General features: G+C 70.8%; 25 protein-coding genes. 11 read left to right on the plus strand and 14 right to left on the minus strand.

The features are described from left to right. Both ABZS54_RS16335 and ABZS54_RS16340 read left to right on the plus strand, forming a co-directional pair. A partial coding sequence (locus tag ABZS54_RS16335) for an HD domain-containing phosphohydrolase (protein ID WP_355535424.1) occupies positions 1 to 995 on the plus strand: 995 nt, incomplete at its 5' end. A gap of 172 nt (positions 996 to 1,167) precedes the next feature. Beyond that, on the plus strand, positions 1,168 to 1,383 hold the full coding sequence (locus ABZS54_RS16340) for a biotin/lipoyl-binding carrier protein (protein WP_355535427.1): 216 nt from the start codon (positions 1,168 to 1,170) through the stop codon (positions 1,381 to 1,383). Between the two features lie 52 nt (positions 1,384 to 1,435). Here the strand turns inward: ABZS54_RS16340 and ABZS54_RS16345 are convergent, their stop codons facing one another. The 6 genes from ABZS54_RS16345 to ABZS54_RS16370 all read right to left on the minus strand — a co-directional run bounded on the left by ABZS54_RS16345 (position 1,436) and on the right by ABZS54_RS16370 (position 6,899). Beyond that, positions 1,436 to 1,630 (minus strand): hypothetical protein, encoded by a 195-nt coding sequence (locus tag ABZS54_RS16345; RefSeq protein WP_020557291.1) that lies wholly within the window; start codon positions 1,628 to 1,630, stop codon positions 1,436 to 1,438. An 80-nt stretch (positions 1,631 to 1,710) separates the two neighbouring features. Continuing rightward, positions 1,711 to 2,274: a GNAT family N-acetyltransferase gene (locus ABZS54_RS16350; protein WP_355535430.1), complete on the minus strand. Its 564-nt coding sequence runs from the start codon at positions 2,272 to 2,274 to the stop codon at positions 1,711 to 1,713. A 23-nt stretch (positions 2,275 to 2,297) separates the two neighbouring features. Continuing rightward, positions 2,298 to 3,989 carry an acetolactate synthase gene (locus ABZS54_RS16355; RefSeq protein ID WP_355535433.1) on the minus strand — a complete coding sequence of 564 codons (1,692 nt, stop codon included), beginning with the start codon at positions 3,987 to 3,989 and terminating at the stop codon, positions 2,298 to 2,300. Between the two features lie 132 nt (positions 3,990 to 4,121). Continuing rightward, positions 4,122 to 5,156 (minus strand): biotin synthase BioB, encoded by a 1,035-nt coding sequence (bioB, locus tag ABZS54_RS16360; protein ID WP_020557287.1) that lies wholly within the window; start codon positions 5,154 to 5,156, stop codon positions 4,122 to 4,124. Between the two features lie 5 nt (positions 5,157 to 5,161). Beyond that, the gene (bioD, locus tag ABZS54_RS16365) at positions 5,162 to 5,887 is read right to left on the minus strand and encodes a dethiobiotin synthase (RefSeq protein ID WP_355535436.1); all 726 of its coding nucleotides are present in this window, start codon (positions 5,885 to 5,887) and stop codon (positions 5,162 to 5,164) included. Positions 5,888 to 6,131: 244 nt separating this feature from the next. Then, positions 6,132 to 6,899, minus strand: a complete 768-nt coding sequence (locus ABZS54_RS16370) for a GntR family transcriptional regulator (RefSeq protein ID WP_355535554.1) — start codon at positions 6,897 to 6,899, stop codon at positions 6,132 to 6,134. 341 nt (positions 6,900 to 7,240) lie between these two features. Between ABZS54_RS16370 and ABZS54_RS16375 the strand changes: the two genes are divergently transcribed. From ABZS54_RS16375 to ABZS54_RS16395, 5 genes are all read left to right on the plus strand, one after another. Beyond that, a complete protein-coding gene (locus tag ABZS54_RS16375; RefSeq protein ID WP_355535439.1) occupies positions 7,241 to 8,533 on the plus strand; it encodes an extracellular solute-binding protein in 1,293 nt (430 codons plus the stop codon). Positions 8,534 to 8,777: 244 nt separating this feature from the next. After that, entirely contained in the window at positions 8,778 to 9,758 is a 981-nt protein-coding gene (locus ABZS54_RS16380) for a sugar ABC transporter permease (RefSeq protein WP_355535442.1), read from the plus strand. Further along, positions 9,755 to 10,588, plus strand: coding sequence for a carbohydrate ABC transporter permease (locus ABZS54_RS16385; protein ID WP_355535445.1), 834 nt, complete (start codon positions 9,755 to 9,757; stop codon positions 10,586 to 10,588). The genes ABZS54_RS16380 and ABZS54_RS16385 overlap by 4 nt, the downstream gene beginning before the upstream one ends. Positions 10,589 to 10,594: 6 nt before the next feature. Then, complete coding sequence (locus ABZS54_RS16390; RefSeq protein ID WP_355535448.1) at positions 10,595 to 12,061, plus strand: glycoside hydrolase family 3 protein; 1,467 nt, start codon at positions 10,595 to 10,597, stop codon at positions 12,059 to 12,061. Positions 12,062 to 12,326: 265 nt separating this feature from the next. Continuing rightward, positions 12,327 to 13,400, plus strand: coding sequence for an SIS domain-containing protein (locus ABZS54_RS16395; protein ID WP_355535451.1), 1,074 nt, complete (start codon positions 12,327 to 12,329; stop codon positions 13,398 to 13,400). Positions 13,401 to 13,939: 539 nt separating this feature from the next. Here the strand turns inward: ABZS54_RS16395 and ABZS54_RS16400 are convergent. The 3 genes from ABZS54_RS16400 to ABZS54_RS16410 form a co-directional block, all read right to left on the minus strand. Further along, positions 13,940 to 14,215: a DUF4235 domain-containing protein gene (locus tag ABZS54_RS16400; protein ID WP_355535454.1), complete on the minus strand. Its 276-nt coding sequence runs from the start codon at positions 14,213 to 14,215 to the stop codon at positions 13,940 to 13,942. Between the two features lie 69 nt (positions 14,216 to 14,284). Next, positions 14,285 to 15,439, minus strand: coding sequence for an N-acetylglucosamine-6-phosphate deacetylase (gene nagA / locus ABZS54_RS16405; protein ID WP_355535457.1), 1,155 nt, complete (start codon positions 15,437 to 15,439; stop codon positions 14,285 to 14,287). 313 nt (positions 15,440 to 15,752) lie between these two features. Then, on the minus strand, positions 15,753 to 16,931 hold the full coding sequence (locus ABZS54_RS16410; protein ID WP_355535460.1) for an 8-amino-7-oxononanoate synthase: 1,179 nt from the start codon (positions 16,929 to 16,931) through the stop codon (positions 15,753 to 15,755). Positions 16,932 to 17,009: 78 nt separating this feature from the next. Here ABZS54_RS16410 and ABZS54_RS16415 point away from each other — a divergent pair, with 78 nt between their 5' ends. Continuing rightward, on the plus strand, positions 17,010 to 18,479 hold the full coding sequence (locus ABZS54_RS16415; RefSeq protein ID WP_355535463.1) for a histidine kinase N-terminal domain-containing protein: 1,470 nt from the start codon (positions 17,010 to 17,012) through the stop codon (positions 18,477 to 18,479). Between the two features lie 185 nt (positions 18,480 to 18,664). Here ABZS54_RS16415 and ABZS54_RS16420 read toward each other — a convergent pair whose 3' ends face one another. Then, entirely contained in the window at positions 18,665 to 18,919 is a 255-nt protein-coding gene (locus ABZS54_RS16420; protein ID WP_020557388.1) for a WhiB family transcriptional regulator, read from the minus strand. Between the two features lie 314 nt (positions 18,920 to 19,233). Beyond that, the gene (locus ABZS54_RS16425) at positions 19,234 to 20,163 is read right to left on the minus strand and encodes a diacylglycerol kinase family protein (protein WP_355535467.1); all 930 of its coding nucleotides are present in this window, start codon (positions 20,161 to 20,163) and stop codon (positions 19,234 to 19,236) included. 74 nt (positions 20,164 to 20,237) lie between these two features. On the opposite strand from ABZS54_RS16425, the gene ABZS54_RS16430 reads away from it, so the two are divergent. Then, positions 20,238 to 20,672: a hypothetical protein gene (locus ABZS54_RS16430; protein WP_355535470.1), complete on the plus strand. Its 435-nt coding sequence runs from the start codon at positions 20,238 to 20,240 to the stop codon at positions 20,670 to 20,672. Positions 20,673 to 20,768: 96 nt separating this feature from the next. On the opposite strand, the gene ABZS54_RS16435 is transcribed toward ABZS54_RS16430, so the two are convergent. The 3 genes from ABZS54_RS16435 to ABZS54_RS16445 form a co-directional block, all read right to left on the minus strand. Next, entirely contained in the window at positions 20,769 to 21,662 is an 894-nt protein-coding gene (locus tag ABZS54_RS16435) for an RNA polymerase sigma factor SigF (protein WP_355535557.1), read from the minus strand. 92 nt (positions 21,663 to 21,754) lie between these two features. Then, a complete protein-coding gene (locus tag ABZS54_RS16440) occupies positions 21,755 to 22,186 on the minus strand; it encodes a hypothetical protein (RefSeq protein ID WP_020557392.1) in 432 nt (143 codons plus the stop codon). Between the two features lie 289 nt (positions 22,187 to 22,475). Further along, complete coding sequence (locus ABZS54_RS16445) at positions 22,476 to 23,042, minus strand: CGNR zinc finger domain-containing protein (RefSeq protein WP_355535473.1); 567 nt, start codon at positions 23,040 to 23,042, stop codon at positions 22,476 to 22,478. A 375-nt stretch (positions 23,043 to 23,417) separates the two neighbouring features. Here ABZS54_RS16445 and ABZS54_RS16450 point away from each other — a divergent pair, with 375 nt between their 5' ends. Further along, complete coding sequence (locus ABZS54_RS16450) at positions 23,418 to 24,611, plus strand: NADP-dependent malic enzyme (protein ID WP_355535476.1); 1,194 nt, start codon at positions 23,418 to 23,420, stop codon at positions 24,609 to 24,611. Between the two features lie 137 nt (positions 24,612 to 24,748). Beyond that, positions 24,749 to 25,711 carry a zinc-binding dehydrogenase gene (locus ABZS54_RS16455; RefSeq protein ID WP_355535479.1) on the plus strand — a complete coding sequence of 321 codons (963 nt, stop codon included), beginning with the start codon at positions 24,749 to 24,751 and terminating at the stop codon, positions 25,709 to 25,711. Positions 25,712 to 25,723: the final 12 nt, after the last annotated feature.

The following is a 25,723-nucleotide window of genomic DNA, read 5'->3' on the forward strand; positions in this document are numbered from 1 at the left end:
TCGCGCGCGGCCGGGCGCCGGCGCCCGCCTACGTCGCACGCCGGCTGCTCGCAGCGGGCTTCGCGGCGACGCTGTTCCGGCCGCTGTACGCCAGTGGCCGGCTCGACGCGGTGATGACGCGCGGGTGGGCCTACGGCACGTTCCTGGTCCTGGTGGTGCTGTTGACGTCGTTGTGCGACGCGGTGGTGGCCGCCATGGCTCGGGTGGATCGCCCGTTTCGTCCCGCACTGTTGGTCGAACTGCGGGCGCTGTGCACGGGGTTGAGCCCCACCCGACGATGCGGGCCGGACGGCGAGGGCACCGGGCGGGCCTGCGGGATGACCGGGATCGGCACCGCGGTGGGCGCGACCGGCATGCTGGTGGCACTGTCCGCCGGCGCCCTCGGGTTGTGGGCGGTGCCGGTGTTCTGCCTGCCGTCGCTGCTGGTGCTGCTGTCCTTTCGGCGCTACGCCGCGACCCGGCTGGTGCATCGGCAGACCCTCGACGCGCTGTCCCGGTTGCCGGAGGCGGCCGGGTGCGGGTCGCCGGGGCATGCCGCCCGGGTGGGCGATCTCGCGCACGCGGTCGGGGTGGACCTCGGCCTGGGCGAGGTGGAACTGCGCGAGTTGCAGTACGCGGCGAAGATGCACGACATCGGGCAACTCGCGCTGGCGGAACCGGTGCCCGGCGGCACCACGCTGGAGCTGCCCGAGGCCGAGCAGCGCCGGATCGCCCGGCTCGGCGCGGAGGTGATCCGGGAGAGCGGCGTACTCGATCGGGTCGCCACCATCGTGGCCGCGCAGGCCGACCCCTACCGGGACGCGCAGGGCGGGCCGCCGCCACCGCTGGCCGGCCGGATCATCAAGGTGGTCAACGCCTACGACGACCTGATCACGCTGACCGAGGACCCGCGTGCGCGACGCGAGGTGTTCGCCCGACTGCGCGCGGACGCGACCGGGGCATACGACCCGCGAGTGGTCGAGGCGCTGGCGCAGGTGCTGGAACGGTCCGGCTGAGTCGCCCGGACCGGTTCGGCGCGCCGGGCCCGGACAAAGATGGCGGGAGGGCCTTGTCGGGCAGGACACCCGCCGGGGACGGCTTCCCGTGATTGGATTTCGGGCGGGGCGTCATCGCGCCTCCGATACGCGCTTCAGCACGGCCCGACCCGGGCCCGAAGGAGGAACGACGATGGCCGAGCAGGTCCTGGCGGAGATGGTGGCCAACGTGGCCAAGGTCGTCGCCCACGAGGGGGACACGGTCGAGGCCGGCAGCACGCTGGTCATCCTGGAGTCGATGAAGATGGAGATCCCGGTGCTCAACGAGTTTCCGGGCACCATCGCACGCATCACCGTCGCCGAGGGCGATGTGATCCAGGAGGGCGACCCGATCGCGGTGATCGAGTAGCACCCCGGCGAAGCGCCTTGTCGGGGCATTCGCGTCGGCCCGACCGCGGGGGTCAGATCGACGTGAGCACCCCGTGCTCGACGCATTTGGCGGTCCAACCGCGCGGGGTCACCTGTACGGTCATCCGCCGCCGGCACCGACCGCAGTAGCGCGGTGGTTCGAGTTCGCGGCGCCGCACACAGTCGTCGTGTGCGGCGCCGGCAAGCTGTTCGCCGCAGTGGTCGCAGAAGGCTGCATCGGTGGTCACGGCCGTAGATTACGGCCTGCGCCCCGGCGGCTCGACCGGCCCCGTCCGGGTGCGGCCCCGACGAACGGCACGCACACCGATCAGGCTTGCGGGGCCTCGCGCAGGTCCTTGAGGTAGCAGATCAGTTCCACCTCGGGCACCGGCCACCAGTCGCGCTCGGGCGCGCGGTGAAAGCCCATCCGCGCGTAGAGCCGGTGTGCGGCGCGCATGTCCCACACGGTCGAGATCGCGACGGCGGTGAAGTGGTGCTTGCGGGCCCGCTCCAGGCATGCCTCCACGAGCGCCTCGCCGATGCCGCGACCGCGGGCGGCCGGACTGACGGCGAGCATTCGGAACTCGCCCTCGTCCTCCCGGGCGACCTCCGCGTACGCGCTGCCGGGCAGCACGAAGGCCACGGTGCCCAGGATCTCGCCGCTGCTCTCGTCCACGGCCACGAGCAGCTCGGAGTTCTCCGCGCGGTGCGCGGCATTGCGCAGTTCGTTGACGTAGTCCTGGTCGGCGGCGATGAGGCCCGCGTACCCCGCGACGGTCACGTCCCCCACCGCTTCGTACTCCTGCGCACGCGCCTGGCGAATGCGAGCGCCGGCGGGCGCGGGGTGGTGATCGTGCGGTCGGGCCGCGGCGGCGGAGGCAGGAGGATTCATAGCCGTCCAGCTTACGCTGCGGATCACACGCCCATGGTCGTGCGCGGGTAAACCGCCTCCGGGTCGGTGAGCACGTTCAGCAGGTACGGCACGCCGGAGTCGAACGCGCGCCGCAGCGCGGGCCCGATCCGCTCGGGGCGGGTGATCGTCTCGCCCGCGCCGCCCAAGGCGCGCACCACGTCGTCGTAGCGGGTGCCCGGGGTCAGGTCGGCGGCCACGTCGTGCCCGTACGACATGCGCATCGGGTGCTTCTCCATGGCCCAGCAGCCGTTGTTGCCGACGATCAGCACCACCGGCAGGCGGTGCCGGACCAGGGTGTCCACGTCCATCAGCGAGAAGCCCGCCGCACCGTCCCCCAGCAGCAGCACGATCTGCGCCGAGGGGCGGGCCAGCCGCGCGCCCAGCGCGTAGCCCAGGCCGGTGCCCAGGCAGCCGAACGGGCCCGCGTCCAGCCAACCGCCGGGGCGGGCGGGTTCGATGTACTTGCCCGCGAAGGACACGAAGTCGCCGCCGTCGCCGATCACCACGGCGTCCTCGTCGAGCCGGCGCAGCAACTCGCCGTGCACGCGCGCCGGATGGATCGGCCGGCCGGCGCTGCCCAGGAGCGGTGCGTCGGACTGCGCGGCGGTGCGCGCCGCGTCGCGCACGTGCGCGGCCCAGAGCCGGTACATGCCCACCCGGCCGACCCGCTCCCACGCGGTGGTGAGCGCGTCGAACAGTGCGGTCAGGTCCGCGGAGAGCGTCATCGCGCAGTGCGCGTGCGGAGCCGGTCCCGCGGGCGCGTCGGTCAGGTGCACCACGCGGGCGGCGGGCCCGCCGCCCTGGCCGCCGAAGCTGCCGTAGCCCAGCCGGAAGTCCAGCGGCGCGCCCGCCACCAGCACCAGGTCGGCGCCGCGGAGGGCGGTCACCCGGGCCCGGCCGGCGAGCAGCGGGTGGCCGGCGGGCAGTACGCCCCGGCCCATCCCGTTGGCCACCACCGGTATCCCCATGGTCTCCGCGGCCCGGCGCGCGGCCTGCTCCGCGCCGCCGATCCACACGTCCTGGCCGAGCACCAGCACCGGTCGTGCGGCGCGGGCGAGCAGGTCGGCGATCTCGGCGACCGGATCCGGGTCCGGCAGCACCGGTACGGGCGGTGCCGGGTGCGGCAGCGGCACCTCCGCGCGGTCGTAGAGCACGTCCATCGGCACGTCCAGGAAGACCGGACCCCGGTGCGGGCTGTTCGCCAGGGTCAGCGCGGCGTCCACCTCGGCGGCGATTTGGTCGGTGTCGTGCACGGTCGCCGCGCGTTTGGTGATCGGCGCCAGCAGCGGCGGATGGTCGAGCTCCTGGAGCGCCCCCGAGCCCCAGCGGAACGCGGGTGCGCGTCCGCCCAGGACCAGCATCGGCGAGCCGTTGAACCAGGCGGTGGCCACCGCGCTGACCCCGTTGGTGATGCCGGGGCCCGCGGTCAGCACGGCCAGGCCCGGCCGGCGGGTGAGTTTGGCGGTCGCCTCGGCGGCGAACACGGCGGTCTGCTCGTGCCGTACGTCCACCACCCGCAGAGGTGGCGCGGCGCCGACCGCGGCGTCGTAGAGCGGGAAGACGTGGCCTCCCGACAGCGTGAACATCGTGTCGATCCCGTGCGCCCGGGCGGCGGCGACGGCCAGCGTGCCGCCGTGCCCCTCCACCGTCCGGTCGGCGTGGTCTCGTTCCTCGGCCTCTCGCCGTGCGCGCATGACCGACCTCCGTCGCCGTGGACACGGCCGACCCCGTGCCGGAGGGAAACCTATCCGCGCGTGCTACCGGGCAGTAAGAGGCGACCGCCGACGGCCCCGGATCCGGTGGGGCCGTCGGCGGGTCGGGTGCGGCTACAACGTCTGGTTGAGCGCCTTGACCGGCATGCTCAGTTCCTTGAGCAGCTCCAGGTCGGCGTCCGCGGCGCGGCCCAGGGTGGTGAGGTAGTTGCCGACGATCACCGCGTTGATCCCGCCGAGCAGGCCCTCGCGTGTGCCGAGGTCGCCGAGCGCGATCTCCCGGCCGCCCGCGTAGCGCAGGATGGTTCGGGGGAGGGCGAGTCGGAAGGCGCCGATGATCTTGAGCGCCTCGCGCGGCTCCAGCACCTCCTGGTCGGCGAACGGGGTGCCCGGGCGCGGGTTGAGGAAGTTCAGCGGGACCTCGTCCGGCTCCAGCTCGGCCAGCTGACCGGCGAACTCGGCGCGCTGCTCGGCGGACTCGCCCATGCCGACGATGCCGCCGCAGCACACCTCCATGCCCGCCGCGCGCACCATCCGCAGGGTGTCCCAACGCTCCTCCCACGTGTGCGTGGTGACCACGTTGGTGAAGTACGACTTGGCCGTCTCCAGGTTGTGGTTGTAGCGGTGGATGCCCATGTCGGCGAGTTCGTCGACCTGCTCCTGGGTGAGCATGCCCAGCGACGCGGCGATGTTGATGTCGACGACCTCGCGGATCGCCGCGACGCCCTCGCGCATCTGCTTCATCAGGCGCTCGTCCGGGCCGCGCACGGCGGCCACGATGCAGAACTCTGTGGCGCCGGTCGCGGCGGTCTCCTTGGCGGCCTCCACCAGCGAGGGGATGTCCAGCCACGCGGCGCGCACGGGGGAGGGGAACAGGCCCGACTGGGAGCAGAAGTGGCAGTCCTCGGGGCAGCCGCCGGTCTTGACCGACACGATGCCCTCGACCTCGACCTCGGGTCCGCAGTGCCGGACCCGGACCTCGTGCGCGAGCTGGAGCAGCTCTTCCAGGCGGTCGTCCGCCAGTTCGAGCACGGCCAGCACCTGATCGGCGCTCAGGCCCTGCCCCTCGTCGAGGACTTGGCGCCGGGCCACGGCCAGGATGTCGTCGTTCACGGTCTGCGTACGGTCACTGTCGAGGGTTTCCGTCATGTCGCTCACCTCGCGGTCGGATCCTGTATGGCGCGGAACGCGGCCGCGTCGAAGGTACCGCCCAGGGCCGGGGACAAACTCGCGCGGGCGGTGAGCAGGAAGTCGGCGGGATGCAGCGAACCCGCGCCGGCGGGCAGTACACCGGCCAGCGGTCGGGCGGCCAGGGTCTCCAGATCCCGGACGTTGCAACGCATCGCCAGGTCGGCCTCGGCGGGCCAGGAGCCGATCACCACGCCGACCAGGTCCACGCCCCGGTGGGCCATCGACTCCAGGGTGAGCGCGGTGTGGTTGAGCGTGCCCAGGTCGGGCCGGGCCACCACGAGCGCGCCGGCCTTCAGCTCGTGGGCCAGGTCGGCGATCGTGGTGCCCTCGTCGTCGAAGCGCACGAGCAGGCCGCCCGCGCCCTCGACGACGACCAGGTCGGTCTCCTTGGCGAGCGCGCGAACCCGGTCGGCGACGCCGTACAGATCCACCGGTGGCAGGCCGGAGACCCGGGAGGCGGCGGCGGGGGAGAGCGGATCGGGATAGCGCGAGTACTCGTGCAGGTCGCTCACCCCGGCCAGGCGCCGAACGTCGGCGAGGTCGCCCGCCTCGTTCGGCCCCACACCGGTCTGCGATGCCTTGACCACGGCCACCGTGCCACCGCGCACGGCCGCGATCGCGGCGACGGCCGCCGTGACGATCGTCTTGCCCACCCCGGTGTCGGTACCTGTCACCACGAGAACGCTCATGGCGTGAGCCTAAGGGGACCTTGGCCCCGTCGTTCGTGGACCTGTGGCCCAGGGGGAGCGGCCTGCCGGTGAGGCACCATGGAAGTGGTGGGCATGCAGCTCGGCGGAGCAGCGTGACTCGCCACGAGCGGCCCTCTGCACAGGGCTGTGGGAGTGAACGGCATTCCTCCGGCGATCGGCCGGACGGCCCGGGTGGACTCGGATCGTCCGGCCGATGGCATACCTATCGGCGAAGCGCCCGGCCTCACTCCTGCGGGCGGCGCAGCCGGGCGACGAACTTGTACCGATCCCCCCGGTACACGGATCGGACCCACTCGACCGGCTCGCCGTCGGTGTCGAAGCTGTGTCGGGACAGCAGCAACAGCGGTAGACCCACGTCGGTGCCCAGCAGTCCCGCCTCGCGCGGGGTGGCCATCGCGGTCTCGATCGTTTCCTCGGCCTCGGCCAGGTGCACGTCGAAGCCGGCCGACAGGGCCCGGTACAGCGAGTTGTGCTTGGCCAGGTGCTTGCGCAGGCCCGGGAAACGTCTGGTGGACAGGTGCGTGGTCTCGATCGCCATCGGCTCGGAGTTGGCCAGCCGCAGGCGCTCTATCCGCAGCACCCGGCTGCCGGGCCGGATCGCGAGCCGCTCCGCGAGGTGGTCATCGCACGTGATGTAGCCGATCTCGATCAATCGAGAGGTCGGCTCCAGCCCCTGGGCCTGCATGTCCTCGGTATAGGAGGTCAGCTGGAGGCTCTGCGCCACCTTGGGCTTGGCCACGAAGGTGCCCCGGCCCTGGGCGCGCTCGAGTCGGCCCTCGATGACCAGCTCCTGGAGGGCCTGCCGCACCGTGGTGCGGGAGATGTCGAACTGCGCCGCGAGGGTGCGTTCCGGTGGCACGGGCGTGCCCGGTGGCTGGGTGTTCGTCAGCTCCTGAAGATGGCGCTTGAGGCGGTAGTACTTGGGCACGCGCGCGCTCGGCTCGAGGCCGGGGTCGCCTCCTGCCGTCGCACTTTCCGCCGCGGTTGTGATCGCGTGTTCCGCCGTCACCGGTGCCCTCCTGACACGTTCGGTCCCCATCGTGGCACGACCACCGATCCCCCCAGGACCTGGAGTGCGGATGTCGGTCCGATAACGGCGTGACTTCGCCGTCTACGGAACCTTGACACCCCAATTGGTCTATGCCAACCTCCGAAATGGTCTAAACCATTGATGGTCACCGCGTAACCCTCGTCCCTGGTGCGTCAGTGTTTTCCCATTCGAGTCCCCTCCCCAGTGGGGGACTCGGTCGGTCCGCGCACCTCACGGATCCGACGGGGAACATCGGCAACTCCATACCGAACTGCGGTGCCCGACATCCTGAGGAGGATGTAGTGAAGCGTCGTCTTCTCGTCGCGGCCGGTGTCGCGGCGGCGCTGACCGGTGTTGCCGCCTGTGGATCCGACAGCAGCGATGACAAAAAGGACAACAAGCCGGCAGCGTCCAACGCGCCGGTCGCGGCCAACGGAAAGACGGTTCGGGTCTGGCTGATGAAGGGCTCCGCGCCCGACGACTACATCGCCGCGCTCAAGGCGAAGTTCGAGACGGACCACCCGGGCGCCAAGCTGGACGTGCAGATCCAGCAGTGGAACGGCATCGGCCAGAAGATCACCGGTGCGCTCGCCAGCAACGACGCTCCCGATGTGGTCGAGGCCGGCAACACCCAGATCGCCCAGTACGGCGCCTCGGGCGGTCTCAAGGACCTCAGCTCCAAGGTCACCGAGCTCGGCGGCAAGGACTGGCTGACCGGTCTGTCCGACCCCGGCAAGGTGGACGGCAAGACCTACGGCATCCCGTTCTACGCGGCCAACCGCGTCGTGATCTACAACAAGGACCTGTTCGCCAAGGCGAACGTCCAGCCGCCGAAGACCCGCGCCGAGTGGCTCGACATCACCAAGCGGCTCAACGCCGGCGACCAGCAGGGCATCTACCTGCCGGGCCAGAACTGGTACTTCTACGCGGGCCTGCTCAAGGACGAGGGCGCGGACATCGCGACCAAATCCGGCAGCGCGTGGAAGGCCAACCTGGACGGCGCGCCGGCCGCCGCAGCGTCCGCCTTCTACAAGGAGCTCCAGGCGCTCGGCAAGGCAGCCAAGGACGGCGACGAGAAGACCCAGCCCGAGGTCGTCGCGGCCGACGGCGGCAAGATCGCCCAGTTCATCGCCGTTCCCGGCGAGGCCGAGACGATCATCAAGTCGAACCCGGCCCTGAAGGACAAGTTCGGCTTCTTCCCGATCCCGGGCAAGGACGCGGGCAAGGCCGGTGCCGCGCTGACCGGCGGTTCCGACCTGATGGTCCCCGAGGCGTCGAAGAACCAGGACCTGGCCTACGACGTCATCAAGCTGATCAACAGCGACGAGTGGCAGGCCAAGCTCGCGCAGGCGACCAAGCAGCTCCCGAACAAGAGCACCCTCAGCGGCGCCGTCACGGCCGACCCGGGCGGCGCGGCGATGATGGAGGGCGCGAAGAACGGTTTCGCCACCCCGAACTCGCCGAACTGGGCTTCGGTCGAGGACAACAACCCGATCAAGGCCTACCTCACCAAGGTGATGACCGGCAACGACGCGGCCGCGGCCGGCAAGGAAGCCAACGCGTCGATCGAGAAGACGCTGAACACCAAGAACTGACGCGATGCGCGTACCCGAACCGCAGAGCGGATCGGATGAAGCGCACTCGGGCCGAACGGTCGGTTCCCGCCGCGGGGTACTCCTTCGCGGCGGGACCGGCCCGGCCCACCCGGCGCGGCCCGCCGGCGGACCCCCGTCGCCGGCTCCGCGCTCTCGCCACGTCCCGCCACCGGGCCGGACGGGCCGCAGACCCCCGACACCGAACAACGGGAAGGCAGCTGTGTCAGCCTCCAAGGCAGATGCGGTGGTCGCGACTCCTACGCAGCCCCCGCGCAACCAGGCGCCCTCCGGCGTCAGACGCGCAACGAAGCCCCCACGCAAGCCGTCGGGGATCGTCAAGTCGGTTACCCCGTACCTTCTTGTCGCGCCCGCGATCCTCGGGATCGTCTTCCTGCTGTTCTATCCGGTGGTCCGGAACGTCATGTTGTCGTTCCAGCATTACCGCTTCAAGCAGCTGATCTCACGGTCGGCCGACTACGTCGGCTGGGAGAACTACCAGGAGATCCTCAAGGACAGCGAATTCTGGGAAGTCACCCGCCGCACGTTCTACTTCACCGCGGTCAACGTCGTGGCGGTCATGCTGATCTCCACGGTGTGCGCGCTGATGCTGATGAAGCTCGGCAAGACCATGCGCATCATGGTGCTCATCGGGCTGGTCGCCGCCTGGGCGACCCCGGTCATCGCGGCCACCACGATCTTCAAGTGGCTTTTCCGCTCGGACAACGGCGTGGTCAACTGGGCGCTGGTCAAGCTCGGCTTCGACTACGAGGGCTACACCTGGTTCGGGCACGCGGGCTCCACCCTGACGGTGGTCACCCTGCTCATCGTGTGGCAGTCGATCCCCTTCGCGACGCTGACCCTGTATGCCGGTCTGACCACGGTCTCCACCGACATCTACGAGTCGGCCCGCCTGGACGGCGCGGGCCCGGTGCGGATCTTCCGCTCGATCACCTTCCCGATCCTGCGCCCGATCTTCGCGCTGGTGGCCTCGCTCGAAGTGATCTGGATCTTCAAGTCCTTCGCCCAGATCTGGGCGATCGCGGGTGAGAACGGCCCGATCAACGAGGTGCGCACGCTGCCCGTGTACGCCTACCAACAAGGCATGTCGGCCAAATTGTTCGACATGGCCGGGGCGATTTCCACGATCACCGTGGTGATCCTCGCCGTAATGCTCGTCTTCTACTTCCGTCAGATGTTCAAGCAGGAACGGGAGGCCGACAAGTGAAGGCGCGCACCCTGAAGCGGATTCCACTCAACATCGCGGCACTGCTGGTCTTCGCCGTTTCGATCTTCCCGGTCTACTGGATGGTCCTCACCGCGTTCAAGCCGGCCAAGGACATCCAATCGGCGACGCCGAAGTTCTGGCCGAGTTCGATCTCGTTCCACAATTTCGACACCGCGACCAGTGAGCCGCATTTCTGGGACTACTGGCGCAACAGCCTGATTGTCGCGGGTGTGGGCGTGCTCCTGGCGCTGGTCGTCGCGTGCTTCGCCGCGTTCGCGGTGGCCCGGATGCAGTGGAAGGGCCGGGCGCCCTTCATCCTGATGGTGTTCATCGCACAGATGGCGCCGTGGGAAGCGCTGATGATCCCGATGTACCTGATCGCGCGCGACAACGACCTGCTCGACTCGCTGCCGATGCTCACCGCGATCTATTTCGTGATGACGCTGCCGTTCTCGATCGTGACGCTGCGCGGCTTCCTCGGCGGCATTCCGGTCGAGTTGGAGGAGGCCGCGCGGGTGGACGGCTGTTCGCGGTTCACCGCGTTCCGCAAGATCGTCTTCCCGCTGCTGGCCCCGGGCCTGCTGTCCACGTCGCTGTTCGGCTTCATCACCGCGTGGAACGAGTTCGCGTTCGCCAACGCGCTCCTGCTGAACAAGCCGGAGCAGCGGACCCTGCCGACCTGGCTCAACTCGTTCAGCAACGGAATCACCATCGACTGGGGCGCCATCATGGCCGCCTCGACCCTGTTCATGCTTCCGGTTCTTGCGATTTTCCTGGTGTTGCAGGGCAAGGTCACCGGCGGTCTCACCTCCGGCGCGGTAAAGGGCTGATCGACCATGTCCGAACGTCTCGAGCGCCTCGCGCTCGCCGTCCTACAGCCCGGCTTCGACGGCCTGACCGCGCCCGGGTGGCTGCGGCACCACATCGCCGGGGGACTGGGCTCGGTGGGTCTGTTCGGTCGCAACATCGCGACCCCCGAGCAGGTCACCGCACTGACCGAGGAACTGCGCCGGGAAAACCCCGACCTCGTCGTCGCGATCGACGAGGAGGGTGGTGACGTCACCCGCATCCACGTGAACACGGGCAGCCGTTGGCCGGGCAACCTGGCACTCGGCGTCGTGGACGACGCCGCGACCACCGAGGCGGTCGCCCGCGGGCTCGGCCGTGAGCTGGCCGCGTACGGCGTCAACCTCAACTGGGCGCCGTCGGCCGACGTGAACTCCAACCCGGACAACCCGATCATCGGCGTGCGGTCCTTCGGGTCCGACCCCGAGCTGGTCGCCCGGCACACCGCCGCGTACGTGACCGGCCTGCAGGCGGCCGGCGTGGCCGCGTGCGTCAAGCACTTCCCCGGCCACGGCGACACCGCGATGGACTCGCACCACGGGCTGCCGCGCGTGGACGCCTCGCGCGAGACGCTGGCCGCGCGCGAGCTGGTCCCGTTCCACGCGAGCATCGCGGCGGGCAGCAAGGCGATCATGAGCGCGCACATCGTGCTGCCGGCCTACGACACCGAGCTCCCCGCGACGCTGTCCAAGACGATCATGACCGGGTTGCTGCGCCAGGAACTGGGCTACACCGGCCTGATCGTCACCGACGCGATCGAGATGGGCGCGATAGCCGACACCTACGGCATCGCCGAGGGCACCGTGCGCGCGATCGCGGCCGGCGTCGACGCGGTGTGCGTGGGCGGTGGGTTGTGCGACGAGGAGACCGTGCTGCATCTGCGCGACGCGCTGGTGAGCGCGGTCCGCGAGGGCCGCCTCGCCGAGGAGCGGCTGTTCGACGCCGCAGCCCGGGTGCACGAGCTGGCCGGCTGGGCCAAGGTCGGCGCGGCCGAACCGGTCGACTACGCACTCGGCCTGGACGCGGCCCGCCGCGCGGTCCGGGTGACCGGCACGGTGGTACCGATCACCACTCCCGCACACGTGGTCGAGCTGTCGCCCACCGCCAACATCGCGGTCGGCGAGCAGACCCCGTGGGGCATCGCCCCGGTCCTGACCGAGGCCCTGCCCGGCACCACCTTCACCCGGGCCCGGACCGCGGAGCCGCAGCTGATCGACCACGTGCTGCGCGCGGCGACCGACCGCCCCCTGGTCCTGGTGGTCCGCAACCTGGATCACCACGGGTGGGCCGGCGACATCGCGGGGAGCCTGCTCGCCGCGCGACCGGACGCCGTCGTGGTCGAGATGGGCATCCCCGGAGCTGCCACTCCGGGCGCCGCCCACCTCGCCACGCACGGCGCCGCCACGGTCTGCGGCATCGCCGCGGCCGAGATCCTGACCGGCCGCCGGCTGGGCTGACGGCCGGATCGACCCGGCGTGTCGGTAGGACACGATGCGTCCGGACGCTGTGAACCCGTTCGACACGGTGCGTCCGGACGCCGTGAACCGGTTCGACACCGGGCCACCGGACACTGGGAACCGGTAGCCGGGCAGACGAAAGCCGGGCACCACGCCCCGTCACCGAGGATCCACGCGACACCTCGAAACAAATCCACGCGGCATCTCGAAATACCGCAGTCAGCAGTCGGCAATCAGACAAGTGGAATCAACGGAAGGCCGCACCATGTCCGCCACCACCGACGACCGTGACGCCCTGGGGCCCGACCGGGGCACCATCATGTCCGCCGAGATGGCGGAGCAGCCTGCCGTCCTGCGCCGGATCCTGGCCGAGGGCGCTCCGGCGATCCGGGCCATCGCGGCCGAGATCGCCGCGCGCAACCCGCGCTTCGTGCTGCTGACGGCGCGCGGCACCAGCGACAACGCCGCGCTGTACGCGAAGTACCTGATCGAGGTGCTGCTCGGCAAGCCGGCCGGGCTCACCTCGATGTCCACGACCACCGCCTACGGCGCGGAGCCGGACCTGACCGACTGCCTGGTCGTCACGGTCTCCCAGTCGGGCGGCTCACCCGACCTGGTGGCCTCGACCGAGGCGGCCCGCAAGGCCGGCGCGATCACCCTCGCGGTGACCAACAACCCGGACTCGGCCCTGGCCGCCGTCTCCGAGTTCCACATCGACGTGCTCGCCGGCCCGGAGAAGGCGCTGCCGGCGACGAAGACGTACACCGCGGAACTGCTCGCGCTCTACCTGTTCGTCGAGGGCCTGCGCGGCGGCGACACGTCGCCGGCCGACCTGCTGCCCACCCTGGCCCGGGACATCCTGGACCGCCGGCACGAGGTCGCCGAGTTGGCCCAGCGGTACCGCTTCGCGCAGCGCCTGGTGATCACCTCGCGCGGCTACGGCTACCCGACGGCGCGCGAGGCCGCGCTCAAGATCATGGAGACCAGCTACATCCCGGCCCAGCCGTTCTCCGGCGCGGACCTGCTGCACGGTCCCCTGGCCATGGTCGACAACGTCAGCCCGGTGATCGCGGTGGTCCCCGACGGCAAGGGCGGCGACGCGCTCCAGCCCGTCCTGGAGCGGCTGCGCGGCCGGGGCGCGGACCTGATGGTGATCGGTACGGCCGACCAGGTCGGTCGGGCCTCGGCCGGGTTCGTCCTCCCCGAAGGCGTGGCCGAGGAGGTCCAGCCGATCCTGGAGATCATCCCGCTGCAACTCCTCGCCTACGAGGTCACCATGGCGCGGGGCCTCGACCCGGACGCTCCCCGCGCGCTCGCGAAGGTGACCAAGACGCACTGAACTCGTGGCCGCATGGCCCTGATCGGTCCGGGTGGCTCGGGCCTCCGGGCTGCGGCCGCGATGTACGTGGCTCGGGAGGTGCACCCACCCGCTCCTCCCGTTGCGTTCGGCGCGGAGGTTGGGGTTTCAGGGACGTCGAGGGGGCCTGCCCCGGCCCCGTGGCGCCCGGCCGGGGCGGCCGGGTGGATTCCCGCGACGCGGGTTGGTTCGTCCCGCTCCGCTCGCTGCTTGGGGTGGCCTCTGCCGTGCGCTCGGGACCCGAGTCGGCTTGCCCCACTCGGGTGGGCTCCTCTCGCCGCACCTGTACCTCCGGCGATCCGGCTCGTTGTGTTCACGATCCAGTCGGCCAACGCGCTGCCCGCCGACCCGCGTCACCGCGTTCCGCCGTGCTCCGCGACCCCGGTCACGACCCGGCCCGGCCCAAGAGCCGTGCTTCGCGCCCCCGTCACCGCCGCGCCCGTCACCGCCGCGCCCGTTACGCCCCGCCCGTCACGCCCCGGCCCAAGAGCCCGTGCCCTGCGAGCCCCGCCCCCGCCCCGTCACGCCCCCGGCCAAGTCCCCGTTGCCCGCTCGACTCCGACGGCGCTTGCTCGCTCGACTGCTGTGCGGGTGACGGCGAAGATTGCGCCCTCGATCGCGGCGGCGAGGAGGATTTCGGTCCAACCCCGGTCGCGTTCCCAGGCGTCGGGTGCGTCGTCCCGGCCGGTGAGCGTCGTCCAGGCCCGGTCGACGAGCTTTCCGGCGAGCAGGCCCGCGCCGATGCCTGCGAGTAGGCCGATCGGGCGATAGGGCAGTGCCTTGGCAGTCGTGTTCATGTCCTGCGGCTGCCCCGGGAGGGCGTGTCCACGCGGGCGGCTTGTCCGACCAGGGGGTGGCGGTAGCGGTCAGATGTCCGCTTCGTACGCCACCACGCCGCCGACCCATGTCTTGAGTACCGTCCAATCGTCGCTCCACCACACCAGGTCGGCGGCGGCGCCCGGGGTGAGGCGGCCCAGGTCGGTGCGGCCGAGGGCATCGGCGGGGACTCGGGTGGCGCTGGTGAGGACGCGGGCCGGGGGGTTGCCCAGGCCGATCAGGTTGCGGACGGCGAGGTCCAGGGTCAGCGCGGAGCCGGCGATCGTGCCGTCGGGGTTGCGCGGGACGTCACCCTCGACCAGGGTCACGTCGACGTCGCCGAGCCGGTAGCGGCCAGGGGGCATGCCCGCGGCGGCCATCGCGTCGGTGACCAGTGCGGTTCGCTCGCCGGCGACACGCAGGACCAGCGAGCAGACCGGGCCCACCACGTGGTGCAGGTCCGCGATCAGGCCGGGGGTCAGCCGCGGGTCGCTCAGCGCCGCGCCCACCACGCCCGGTTCGCGGTGGCCCAGGCCGCGTTGCGCGTTGAACAGGTGGGTGACCATGGTCGCGCCCGCGTCCGCGGCGGCGGACATCTCGGCGGCGGTCGCGTCCGTGTGTCCGGCCGAGACTCGGATCCCCGTGGCGACGATGCGCCGAATGGCCTCGAGCGCACCGGGAAGTTCCGGCGCCAGGGTGATCAGGGTCAGCGCTTCGCGGACCGGGTCGTCCAGGAGCAGGCGATCGACCAGTTCACGGGTGGGCTCGCGCAGGTACTGCGGCGGGTGGGTGCCGACCCGGGCCGGGGACAGGAACGGTCCCTCCAGGTGCACGCCCAGGTCGCGTGCGATGGGCTCCGGGGCGAACTTGGCGCGCAGTTCCGCGGCCCGCACGAGGGCCGCGGTGAGCGTGTCCAGGTCGCCGGTGATGAAGGTCGGGCAGAACGCGGTGACCCCGGTCGCCGGGAGCTTCGCGGCGACCTCGCGCCACGCGGTCGCGTCGGCCGCCACGAAGTCGTGTCCGAACGCGCCGTTGAGCTGGATGTCGATCAGTCCCGGGGTGAGCACGCCGTGCGGCAGTCGGATGCCGTCGGGCCCGCCGGGGCCCACGGTCACACCGGTGATCCGGCCCTGCTCCACACTCACCTCGGCCGGGCCGGCGAGCGTCCCGTCCACAAGCACGCGAGGTGCCCCAATGCCGGCCACGCGTGCCCTTCCTTCCCTGCGGGACCGCTACGCGGCCGAACGTTCGGCGGCCTCCCGGTGCGGGCCGGGAGGCCGCCGCCCATTTTGGTTCAGACCAATCCTAGTTGTCTAGACCAATATCGAGGGACATGCCACGTATACAGGCGGTTATCGGGTCAGGAGTGGCGAACCGCGGCTCGCAGAGGTGGCGCTCGGGACAAACTGCGGACAAGGCGGCGCCCCACCCCTCGGGAGACGGCACCCCGCAGCCGAGAAGTCGGCGCCCACCCTCAGCCGGCGGCGAGCCGCGCCCGAGAAGGCGGGCGCCGCACGCTCAGGAAGTGGCGAACCGCAGCGCCGACAGTGCCCGCGATACATCCGCCGCCGTCAGGTCCGCACGCGCCGCCAGCCGCAGCCGGGAGATGCCGTCCGGCACCGACGGCGGTCGGAAGCAGCCGACCAGGACCCCGGCCTCGGCGCAACGCGCCGCGGTGTCGAAGGCGAGTTGCGCCTCGCCGATGAGCACCGACGCCACCGCGCCCTCGGGTTCGGTCACCCGCAGACCCGCCTCCCGGGCGCCCGTCGACAGCGCGCGTGCGTTTGCCCGTACCGCGTCGGCCAACCGCGGCTCCGCGCGCAGGATCCGCAACGCCTCCAGCGCCGCCGCCACACACGCCGGCGCCAACCCCGTGTCGAAGATGAACGGCCGTGCCGCGTCCACCAGATGCTCGATCACCCGGCCGGGCCCCAGCACCGCGCCGCCCTGCGAGCCCAGCGCCTTGGACAGCGTCGCGGTCGCCACCACGTCGTCGGCCCCCGCGAGCCCGGCCGCGTGTACCGCGCCCCGGCCACCCGAACCCACCACGCCGAGCCCGTGCGCCTCGTCCACGAGCAGAACGGCGCCATATCGCCGTGTGACGGCCGCAAGCTCGGCGAGTGGGGCGATGTCCCCATCCACCGAGAAAACCGCGTCCACGACCACCAGGGCGCGTTCCTCGGCCCGTTCCGCGAGCGCCCGGGCCACCGCCGCCACGTCCCGGTGCCCGGTGATCGCCACCCGGGCCCGGGAGAGCCGGCACGCGTCCACGATCGACGCGTGGTTGATCGCGTCCGAGACGACCAGGCCGCCCTTGCCCACCAACCCCGCGATCACCCCGAGGTTGGCCAGGTATCCGGAGGAGAACACCAGCGCCGCCTCTGCGCCCATGTGGTCGGCGAGCTCGGCCTCCAACTCGGCGTGCAGCGCGGTGGACCCGGTCACCAGCCGCGACCCGGTCGACCCGCCGCCCCACGTGCGCACCGCGCGCACCGTCGCCTCGACCACCCGTTCGTCGCGGGACAGCCCCAGGTAGTCGTTTCCGGCCAGATCCAAACCGCTCGCCGTCGCCTCGCGCGGACGCAGCCGGCGGCGCAGACCCGCCTCGACCCGCTGCTTCGCGCGGATGTCCAGCCAGTCGAGCGGGTGACCGCCGCCGCCGAGCGGCTGCCGTGGTGTGGGCGATTCGGTGGACATCGATACCTCACAGGTGCGGCGAAGTGGGGCGGCCAGGATCGCAGGCCCGACGGAAAGTACGCTGCGCGTGTGCCCTCCATGAACGATCTCGTCCGCCGCCACGGTGCGCTGCCCACCGCCGACCTGGAGTGGCTGCACCTGCTGGTGTCCGAGTGGCAACTGCTCGCGGACCTGTCCTTCGCCGACCTGGTGCTGTGGGTGCCCACCGGCGACGGGCAGTACGTCGCGGTCGCGCAGATGCGGCCGAACACCGGCGCCACCTCGCATCAGGACGACTTGGTGGGCGACTTCGTCCCGCGCGGGCGGCGGCCGATGCTGGACGCGGCGCTGGACGAGGGCCGGATCGTGCGCGAAGGCGACCCGGAGTGGCGCGACGACGTGCCGGTGCGGGTCGAGGCGATCCCGGTCTCCCGAGAGGGCCGGGTGATCGGCGTGATCGCGCGCAACACCAACCTGCTCACCGCGCGCACGCCGAGCCGGCTGGAATTGACCTACCTCCAGAGCGCCGCGGACCTCGCGCAGATGATCGCCGCAGGGACGTTTCCGCACGCCGGCGAACTGCTCGACATGGACGCGTCGCCACGCGTGGGCGACGGCCTGATCCGCCTCGACGCGGACGGCATCGTGCAGTACGCCAGCCCCAACGCGCTCTCCGCCTACCACCGGCTCGGCCTGACCACCGACCTGGTCGGCTGCCACCTCGGCCGGATCACCGCCGAACTCGCCCCGCACGAGGGGCCGGTGGACGAGGCCATCTCCGCGGTCGCCAGCGGCTGGGCCCCGCGCGAGACCGAGGTGGAGACGCCCGCGGCGGTGGTGCAACTGCGCGCGATCCCGCTCAAGCCGCGCGGGCAGCGGGTCGGCGCGATCATGCTCCTGCGCGATGTGACCGAGCTGCGCCGGCGTGAGCGCGAGCTGATCACCAAGGACGCCACCATCCGGGAGATTCACCACCGGGTGAAGAACAACCTGCAGACGGTGGCCGCGCTGCTGCGCCTACAGGCCAGGCGGATGGACGCGCCGCAGGCCCGGGCCGCGCTGGAGGAGGCGGTCCGCCGGGTCGGCTCGATCGCGATCGTGCACGAGACGTTGTCCCAGACGCTGGACGAGCGGGTGGACTTCGACGAGATCGCCGATCGGGTGCTGTCCATGGTCACCGAGGTCGCCGCGTCCTCGGTGCGGGTGCGCACCGCCCGGCACGGGAACTTCGGCGAACTGATCGCGGAGACCGCGACGCCGCTGGCGATGGTGCTGACCGAGCTGTTGCAGAACGCCCTGGAGCACGCCTTCGAGGACCCCGGCTACACCGACCGGTCCGGCACTTTGGAGGTGCACGCGGAACGTCGCGCGGAGCGCCTGCTGATCACCGTCACCGACGACGGGATCGGGTTGCCGGCCGATTTCGATCCGCAGGTCTCCGGCAACCTCGGTCTGCAGATCGTGCGCACCCTGGTCGGCAGCGAACTCGCGGGCCGTTTCGACATGGTGCCCAATCCGGCCGGCGGCACGATCGTCACGCTGGACCTGCAAATCCGTCAGCGCCGCTGAGCACAGCCGCATGTGGCCGCCGCGCGCATTCGGCCGTCACCCGCATTCCCGGTGCCGGGAAACGTCCGTACGTCGAAAAGCAGTTGCCCCGCCCTGGTCCGACCGGACCCTGGCGGGGCAACTGCTGGCAATGCTTTGGTGTTTCCGGTGATCAAGTCCCCGGAGTGTTCAGCCTGTCGTACGGATCAGGCGGAGGCGCGTGCGCGGTTGCGGGCGGCGCGGCGCTTGAGAGCGCGACGCTCGTCCTCGCTCAGACCGCCCCACACACCCGCGTCCTGACCGGACTCGAGAGCCCAGCCCAGGCACTGCTCCATCACGGGGCAACGGCGGCAGACCGCCTTCGCCTCCTCGATCTGAAGCAGAGCGGGACCGGTGTTGCCGATCGGGAAGAACAGCTCCGGGTCTTCGTCACGGCAGGCAGCAACGTGGCGCCAGTCCATGCGGTCCAACTCCTCGTGGGTCAGCGGGGGCTTCCGGCCCCGCTGTGGCTTGTGAATGTGAACGCTTTCACGAACCCCCCGACAAGCAAGGGGCCGACGAAGTCGGTCCCCAGGTTTGGCAGTGGATTCGGGCGGTGAAGATGACCTTTCGGCCACGTCCCTGCCGCCTCGTAGAGCCTTACAAACCTCGGCCGCCGATACAACCCCCTTGGGCCAGGATTTTTTAAATCATCGGTGTCGACTAGGTCACACCACTACATCGAAGGGGTGAACCGATATTTGCGTTCGAGTGAAAGGCCAAAGGGCCCTTCCACTCACACAATCACACGCAGTGCACGGGGAACCCCCCGGAAGGTCACACTCCGATGTTCTCCCAGATGGTCCCCATCGACCTGAAGGGAAACAGGTTCTTCAGCCCGAAGAGTGAACGCATCGCAGTCGTGCAGGGACACGACGTGACGCCCATGTGGAGCATTACCCGTGGAGCCCAGCATCCGGGCCAGATGGCGCAATGTGGGCAGTGTTGACATCCGGGTGAGCGCGAAGAGGTCCAATCCGGTGTCATATGACGCTTGTGGGCACGGATTCACCGGCCGGTTGCGCAAAAAAGTCCAAGGCACCGTGTTCTGCACTATCCCCAGACAGATTCCCTCGATCGGCTCCGCGCCGGGCACCTCCAGCGTCAGCGGACCGTGCCTGCGGGTGTCCCGCCCGCCGTAGAACCGGCGCATCGCGGACCGTACGTACAGCCCGGGCGTCGCGCGCCGGCCGCCGGCCCGGTGCTCCTCCACCCGACCGACCACCTCCGCGTCGAAGCCGATGCCGGCGCAAAACAGGAACCAGCGCTCGTCGGCCAGGCCCAGGCCGATCTCCCGACTGCGACCCGCGCGCAGCGCCTCCAACAGGAAGCCGGTCGCCTCGACCGGATCGTTGGGCATACCCAGCGAACGCGCGAACACGTTGGTGCTGCCGCCCGGGACCACGGCCAACGCGGGCAGCGACGGTGCCGGGCCGGACGCGAGCAGGCCGTTGGCCACCTCGTTGACCGTGCCGTCGCCGCCCAGCGCGATCACCAGGTCGAGGCCGTCGTCCGCGGCCTGTCGGGCCAGCTCGGCGGCGTGGCCCCGGTGCTCGGTGCCGACCACGTCGAGCTTGAGGTCGCTGGCGAGCGCGTGCGCCAGGACGTCCCTGGTTCGCTCGCTGGTGGTCGTGGCCTTGGGGTTCACGACGAGGAGGGCGCGCATGTACACCAGCGTATCTACCGACGGGTAAGCCTCCCGTGGGTCGTCGGGGCCCGAGCCCCGGTTACAGTCGTGGGGTGACCGAGAGCCCTTCCGCCCAGGACCAGTCGGGCCCCGCCGGGACCCTCCCCCTCACCTGGCGCATCTGCACCGCGGTGGTCGGTGTCGAGGCGTTCGCACTCCTCGGATACTCCCTCTATCTGACCTTCCGCAGCGAGTTCGGCCATCCGACCAACGCGTCGGAGGGCGTCGCGATCGGCGTCTACCTGCTGATCCTGGCCGCCGGGATAGTTGCCGCGTTCGTGGGCATGCTGCGCGGCCGGCGCTGGAGCCGATCGCCGGCGATCACCGCCAACCTGATCGTGGTCGGCATGGGGTGGTACCTGATCAAGGCCGATCAGCCGGTGATCGGCATCCTGACCATGATCGTGGGCGCGGTCACCATCGGAGCCCTCGCGACACCCGGCATGTACAACGCCCTCGAAGCCCGCCACCAGGCCCGCCGGGCCTGAGCCGGCCGCCGCCCGCACACCCGGCGGCGTCCGAAAGGCACGAAACGACGGCGGCCCCGGACCGACTTCGATCCGGGCCGTCGTCGTGGCCGGGGGCTACTCCTCGACGAGCAGCCGCTCGCGCAGCTGCGCGAGGGTGCGCGCGAGCAGTCGCGAGACGTGCATCTGCGAGATGCCGACCTCCTGCGCGATCTGGGACTGCGTCATGTTGCCGAAGAAGCGCAGCAGCAGGATCTTCTTCTCGCGCGGCGGCAGCTGCTCCAGGAGCGGCTTGAGCGATTCGCGATATTCGACGCCTTCGAGCGCGTCGTCCTCGGCGCCCAGGGTGTCGGCGACGGCCGGGGAGTCGTCGTCGGTGTCCGGTACGTCCAGCGAGAGCGTGCTGTAGGCGTTGGCCGATTCGAGCCCTTCGAGCACCTCCTCTTCGGAGATCCCGAGTTGCACGGCGAGCTCGGCGACGGTGGGGGAGCGGCCGTTGCGCTGGGAGAGCTCGGCGGTGGCCGAGGTCAGCGCGAGGCGCAGTTCCTGGAGTCGGCGCGGCACCCGCACCGCCCAGCCCTTGTCCCGGAAGTGCCGCTTGATCTCGCCGACGATGGTCGGCGTCGCGTAGGTCGAGAACTCGACCCCGCGATCCGAGTCGAACCGGTCCACCGACTTGATCAGGCCGATGGTGGCCACCTGGATCAGGTCGTCCAACGGCTCGCCGCGATTGCGGAACCGGCGGGCGAGGTGCTCGACCAGCGGCAGATGCATCTCCACCAGCCGATCGCGCACTGCGGCCCGCGCGGGCGGGTCCGATTCGAGCAGCGCGAGCTGCGCGAACAGGCCGCGCGCGACCTCCCGGTCGTGGGCGTGGCGTTCGGAACCGGCACGTCGCCGGTTCGGCACCGCCGGTCCCGTGTGCCCGGCGGATCCGGCAGGTTTTGCCGGTCCGTCCGGCCCGGTCGCCTCGACGCCACCGTCCATCGTCATGCTCGCGTTGCTCACCATGCCCTCACCCTCCCCTCGGCCGCGCCCGGCGGCCTCGTCGGGTGAGGCCGCGCTCGGCTGCGGTTCGTTGGCCGCGCCTTCAACACCACTGCTCACGTCTGCTCCGGCCCGCCACCGCGCTTCTTGTGCAGGCTGATGCTGACCACCTTGTCCTCGTTCACCGTCGCGTCCACCTCGCCGGCAAGTGCCGACAGGACGGTCCAGGCGAACGTGTCGCGCGCGGGTGTTCGGCCGTCCGTGGTCGGCGCGGACACGGTGACGTGCAACGCGTCGCCCACCAGGTTGAACACGCAGGAGAGGACTCCGCCGGCCACCGCCTGGTCGAGCAGCATCGCGCACGCCTCGTCGACCGCGATGCGCAGGTCTTCGATCTCGTCCAGGGTGAAGTCGAGCCGGGCCGCGAGGCCCGCCGTCGCGGTGCGCAGGACGGAGAGATAGGCACCTTCGGCAGGCAGTCGGACCTCGACGAAGTCACGCTGTCCGGTGCCGGCTTCGTCCGCCGTGTGTGCGGATCGCTGGGACACCCTCACCTCCAAGGTGCTGCTGTGGGTGGCCGCCGCCGGGCGGTCACCACCGATGTCGGGGGGAACGCCAGCGACGCTACCGCGCCGGCCGACAACTGTCGTCACCGATGCGGGAACGGGTGCGGGAACGGGGTGCGGGAACAAACGAGGCGGCTGTCTACCTGAACGGTAACGTCACGATATGTGATTTGACGAGTACGTAGTGTACCTGACTCTGGTAATTTCGCACCGCGAGATCGCGCTGTCCATGTACATGTGCCACAGTCCGCCGCCCGCCAACCCGTAAATGTCAGGTATGTCGCTCGGCTTGCGGGTCACGGGCCCGGCGTCTGGCCCGGTACAGCGCCACGTTGGTGCGCGAGGTGCAACGATCCGAGCAGTGCCGGCGGGAGCGATTTGTGGACACGTCCAGGAAGACGTTCCGGCACGGCGACGCCTGGCACACGCCCAGCCGGTCGATGCCGTGTGCGGTCAACCGGACCGCCAGGCCCATGCCGGCTATCGCGGCGAAGCCCTCGGCCGCGCCCACCGCGTCGCCTGCCAGGTGTAGATGCCACGGGCTCGCGTCGTGGCCGGTCAGCCGCGGGTGCACGGGAAATTCGGCGAGCAGGCCGTTGAGAGTGGCGACGGCGTCCGCCTCGCGGCCCGCCGCGGCGTCCGTGAAGACCGCCCGCAGGCGGGTGCGCACCGAGCGCAGCCGGGTCACGTCGGCGTCCGTCACCCGGGGCGGGATGCGCCGAACGGGTGCGATCAGCGCGAGCACGTCCTCGGGCGAGCGCAACAGATCCTCGCCGCGCGCCGGCTGCTCGGTGTTGATCAGGCGGACCGCGTGCTCGGCGTAGGAGGAGAGATCCAACGGCTGCCGCCCTTCGGTCGCGGCCGCCGGCCCGACCTCGGGCGAACGCTCTCCCGGTGCCGTCGCGCCCGCGTTCCGCACGGGTCGGCGGGGCCGGATGTGGCGGCGGTTACTGTCAGCCTACTGCCCGTGGCGCTACCGTCTTGGCCAGTTGCGAGAAGGGGTCTGACGCGCCATCACAAAAAGGTGGTAATCGGTTCATCGCCCCGACGTACCCCCATTCGGGGGTGTGCCAAAATCGGCGTCACGGGTGACCCCCGTAACCTCAGCCGGATCATGTGCGCTGCACGAAGCGCCGATGTCGCTGAGGCATGCAGCCTGCGATCGCGCTTCGAGAGCTGCACTTCTACTGACAATGTCGACAAAGGGGTCACTGTGGCAGCGGAGATCATCCCGACGGACAGCACGGCGACGGACGAACTCGATCCGGTCTTCGCCCTGCACCGGGGCGGGAAAATGGAAGTTCGCTCGACCGTGCCGGTGCGCAACCGGGACGACCTGTCCCTCGCGTACACGCCCGGCGTGGCACGTGTGTGCACGGCCATCGCGGAGAACCCGGAACTCGTCCACGACTACACGTGGGTGGCCAACACGGTCGCGGTGATCACCGACGGCACCGCCGTGCTCGGCCTGGGCGACATCGGGCCCGCCGCGTCCCTGCCGGTGATGGAGGGCAAGGCGATCCTGTTCAAGGAGTTCGCCGGCATCGACGCCGTGCCGCTCGCGCTCACCTGCACCGACGTGGACGAGCTGGTGGACACCATCGCCCGGCTCGCGCCCTCGTTCGGCGGCATCAACCTGGAGGACATCAGTGCCCCGCGCTGCTTCGAGGTGGAGCGTCGGCTCCAGGAGCGGCTGAGCATCCCGGTCTTCCACGACGACCAGCACGGCACCGCGATCGTCGCGCTGGCCGCGCTGCGCAACGCGGCGACGGTGACCGGGCGTCGGCTCGCCGACCTGCGCGCGGTCATCTCCGGTGCGGGCGCGGCCGGCATCGCGATCGCCAAGATCCTGATCGAGGCGGGCATCGGCGACCTGTGCGTGGTGGACAGCCGCGGCATCGTGCACGAGGGCCGGGACGACCTCACGCCGATCAAGCGGATGATCGCCGAGCTGACCAACAAGGCCAAGCTCAAGGGCGGCATCGAGCAGGCCATGAACGGCGCCGACGTCTTCCTCGGGGTGTCCGCGGGCAAGGTGCCCGAGGAGGTCGTGGCGACCATGGCGCCCGAGGCGATCATCTTCGCGATGGCCAACCCGAACCCGGAGATCGACCCGGATCTCGCGCACAAGTACGCGGCCGTGGTGGCCACCGGGCGCAGCGACTATCCGAACCAGATCAACAACGTGCTCGCCTTCCCGGGTGTGTTCGCCGGTGCCCTGTCGGTGCGCGCCAAGCGGATCACCGAGGGGATGAAGGTGGCCGCCGCCGAGGCGCTGGCCGCGGTCGTCGCGGACGAGCTCGCGCCGGACAAGGTGATCCCCTCGCCGTTCGACGAGCGAGTGGCGCCGGCGGTGACCAGGGCCGTGGCCGAGGCCGCGCGCCGGGACGGCGTCGCACGCATCTGAGCCGCGGATCGTGGATCGGTGATCGTCCGACGGCTCCTCGCCGACCGTCGCGATCGGTGCGTATCCACGGCGACCCGTGGACGTGTGCGGCCCGCCCGACCGGGCGGGCCGCACACGTCGTCAGTAGGGTGCCTCCCATGTTTGCCGTGACCGCCGTGAGCATCGATGCCCAGGACCCGCTGACCGGCCTCCGCCTCGGGGAACGCCCCGAGCCGGGGCACGACGGCGGCCTGCCGCCGGGGTGGACGACCGTGACCGTCAAGGCCGCGTCGCTCAACCACCACGACCTGTGGACCCTCAAGGGCGTGGGCATCACCCAGGAGCGGCTGCCGATGATCCTGGGCTGCGATGCGGCCGGGATCGACGAGGATGGCAACGAGGTCGTCGTGCACTCGGTGATCGGCGGCCTCGGTACCGACGAGCCCCGATCGATCCTGACCGAACGCTACGACGGCACCTTCGCCGAGAAGGTCGCCGTACCGCGGTGGAACCTGTTGCCCAAGCCCGCCGAGTTGTCCTTCGAGCAGGCATGCTGCCTACCCACCGCCTGGCTGACCGCGTACCGGATGTTGTTCACCAACTCGGGTGTGCGTCCGGGGGGCACGGTGCTCGTGCAGGGTGCCGGGGGCGGGGTGTCCACCGCGCTGGTGGTGCTCGGCAAGGCGGCCGGCTACCGGATCTGGGTGACGAGCCGGGACGAGGCCAAGCGCGCCCGCGCGATCGATCTCGGTGCCGACGCGGCCTTCGCGTCCGGGGCCCGGCTGCCGGAGCGAGTCGACGCGGTGATGGAGACGGTGGGCGCGGCCACGTGGTCGCACTCGGTCAAGAGCCTGCGACCCGGTGGCACCGTCGTGATCTCCGGCGCCACCTCGGGCGACCGGCCGCAGGCCGCCGAACTCACCCGGATCTTCTTCCACGAATTGCGCGTGGTCGGCTCCACGATGGGCGACAAGGACGAGCTCGCGGGTCTGCTGCGGTTGTGCGCGCACAGTGGGGTGCGGCCGGTGATCGACACCGTGCTGCCGCTGACCGAGGCGCGCGAGGGCTTCCGTCGGTTGGTCGAGGGCGATCTGTTCGGCAAGATCGTCCTCACCGCCTGATCGACACACGCC

Source organism: Embleya sp. NPDC005575 (genome assembly GCF_040605455.1).
GTDB lineage: Bacteria > Actinomycetota > Actinomycetes > Streptomycetales > Streptomycetaceae > Embleya.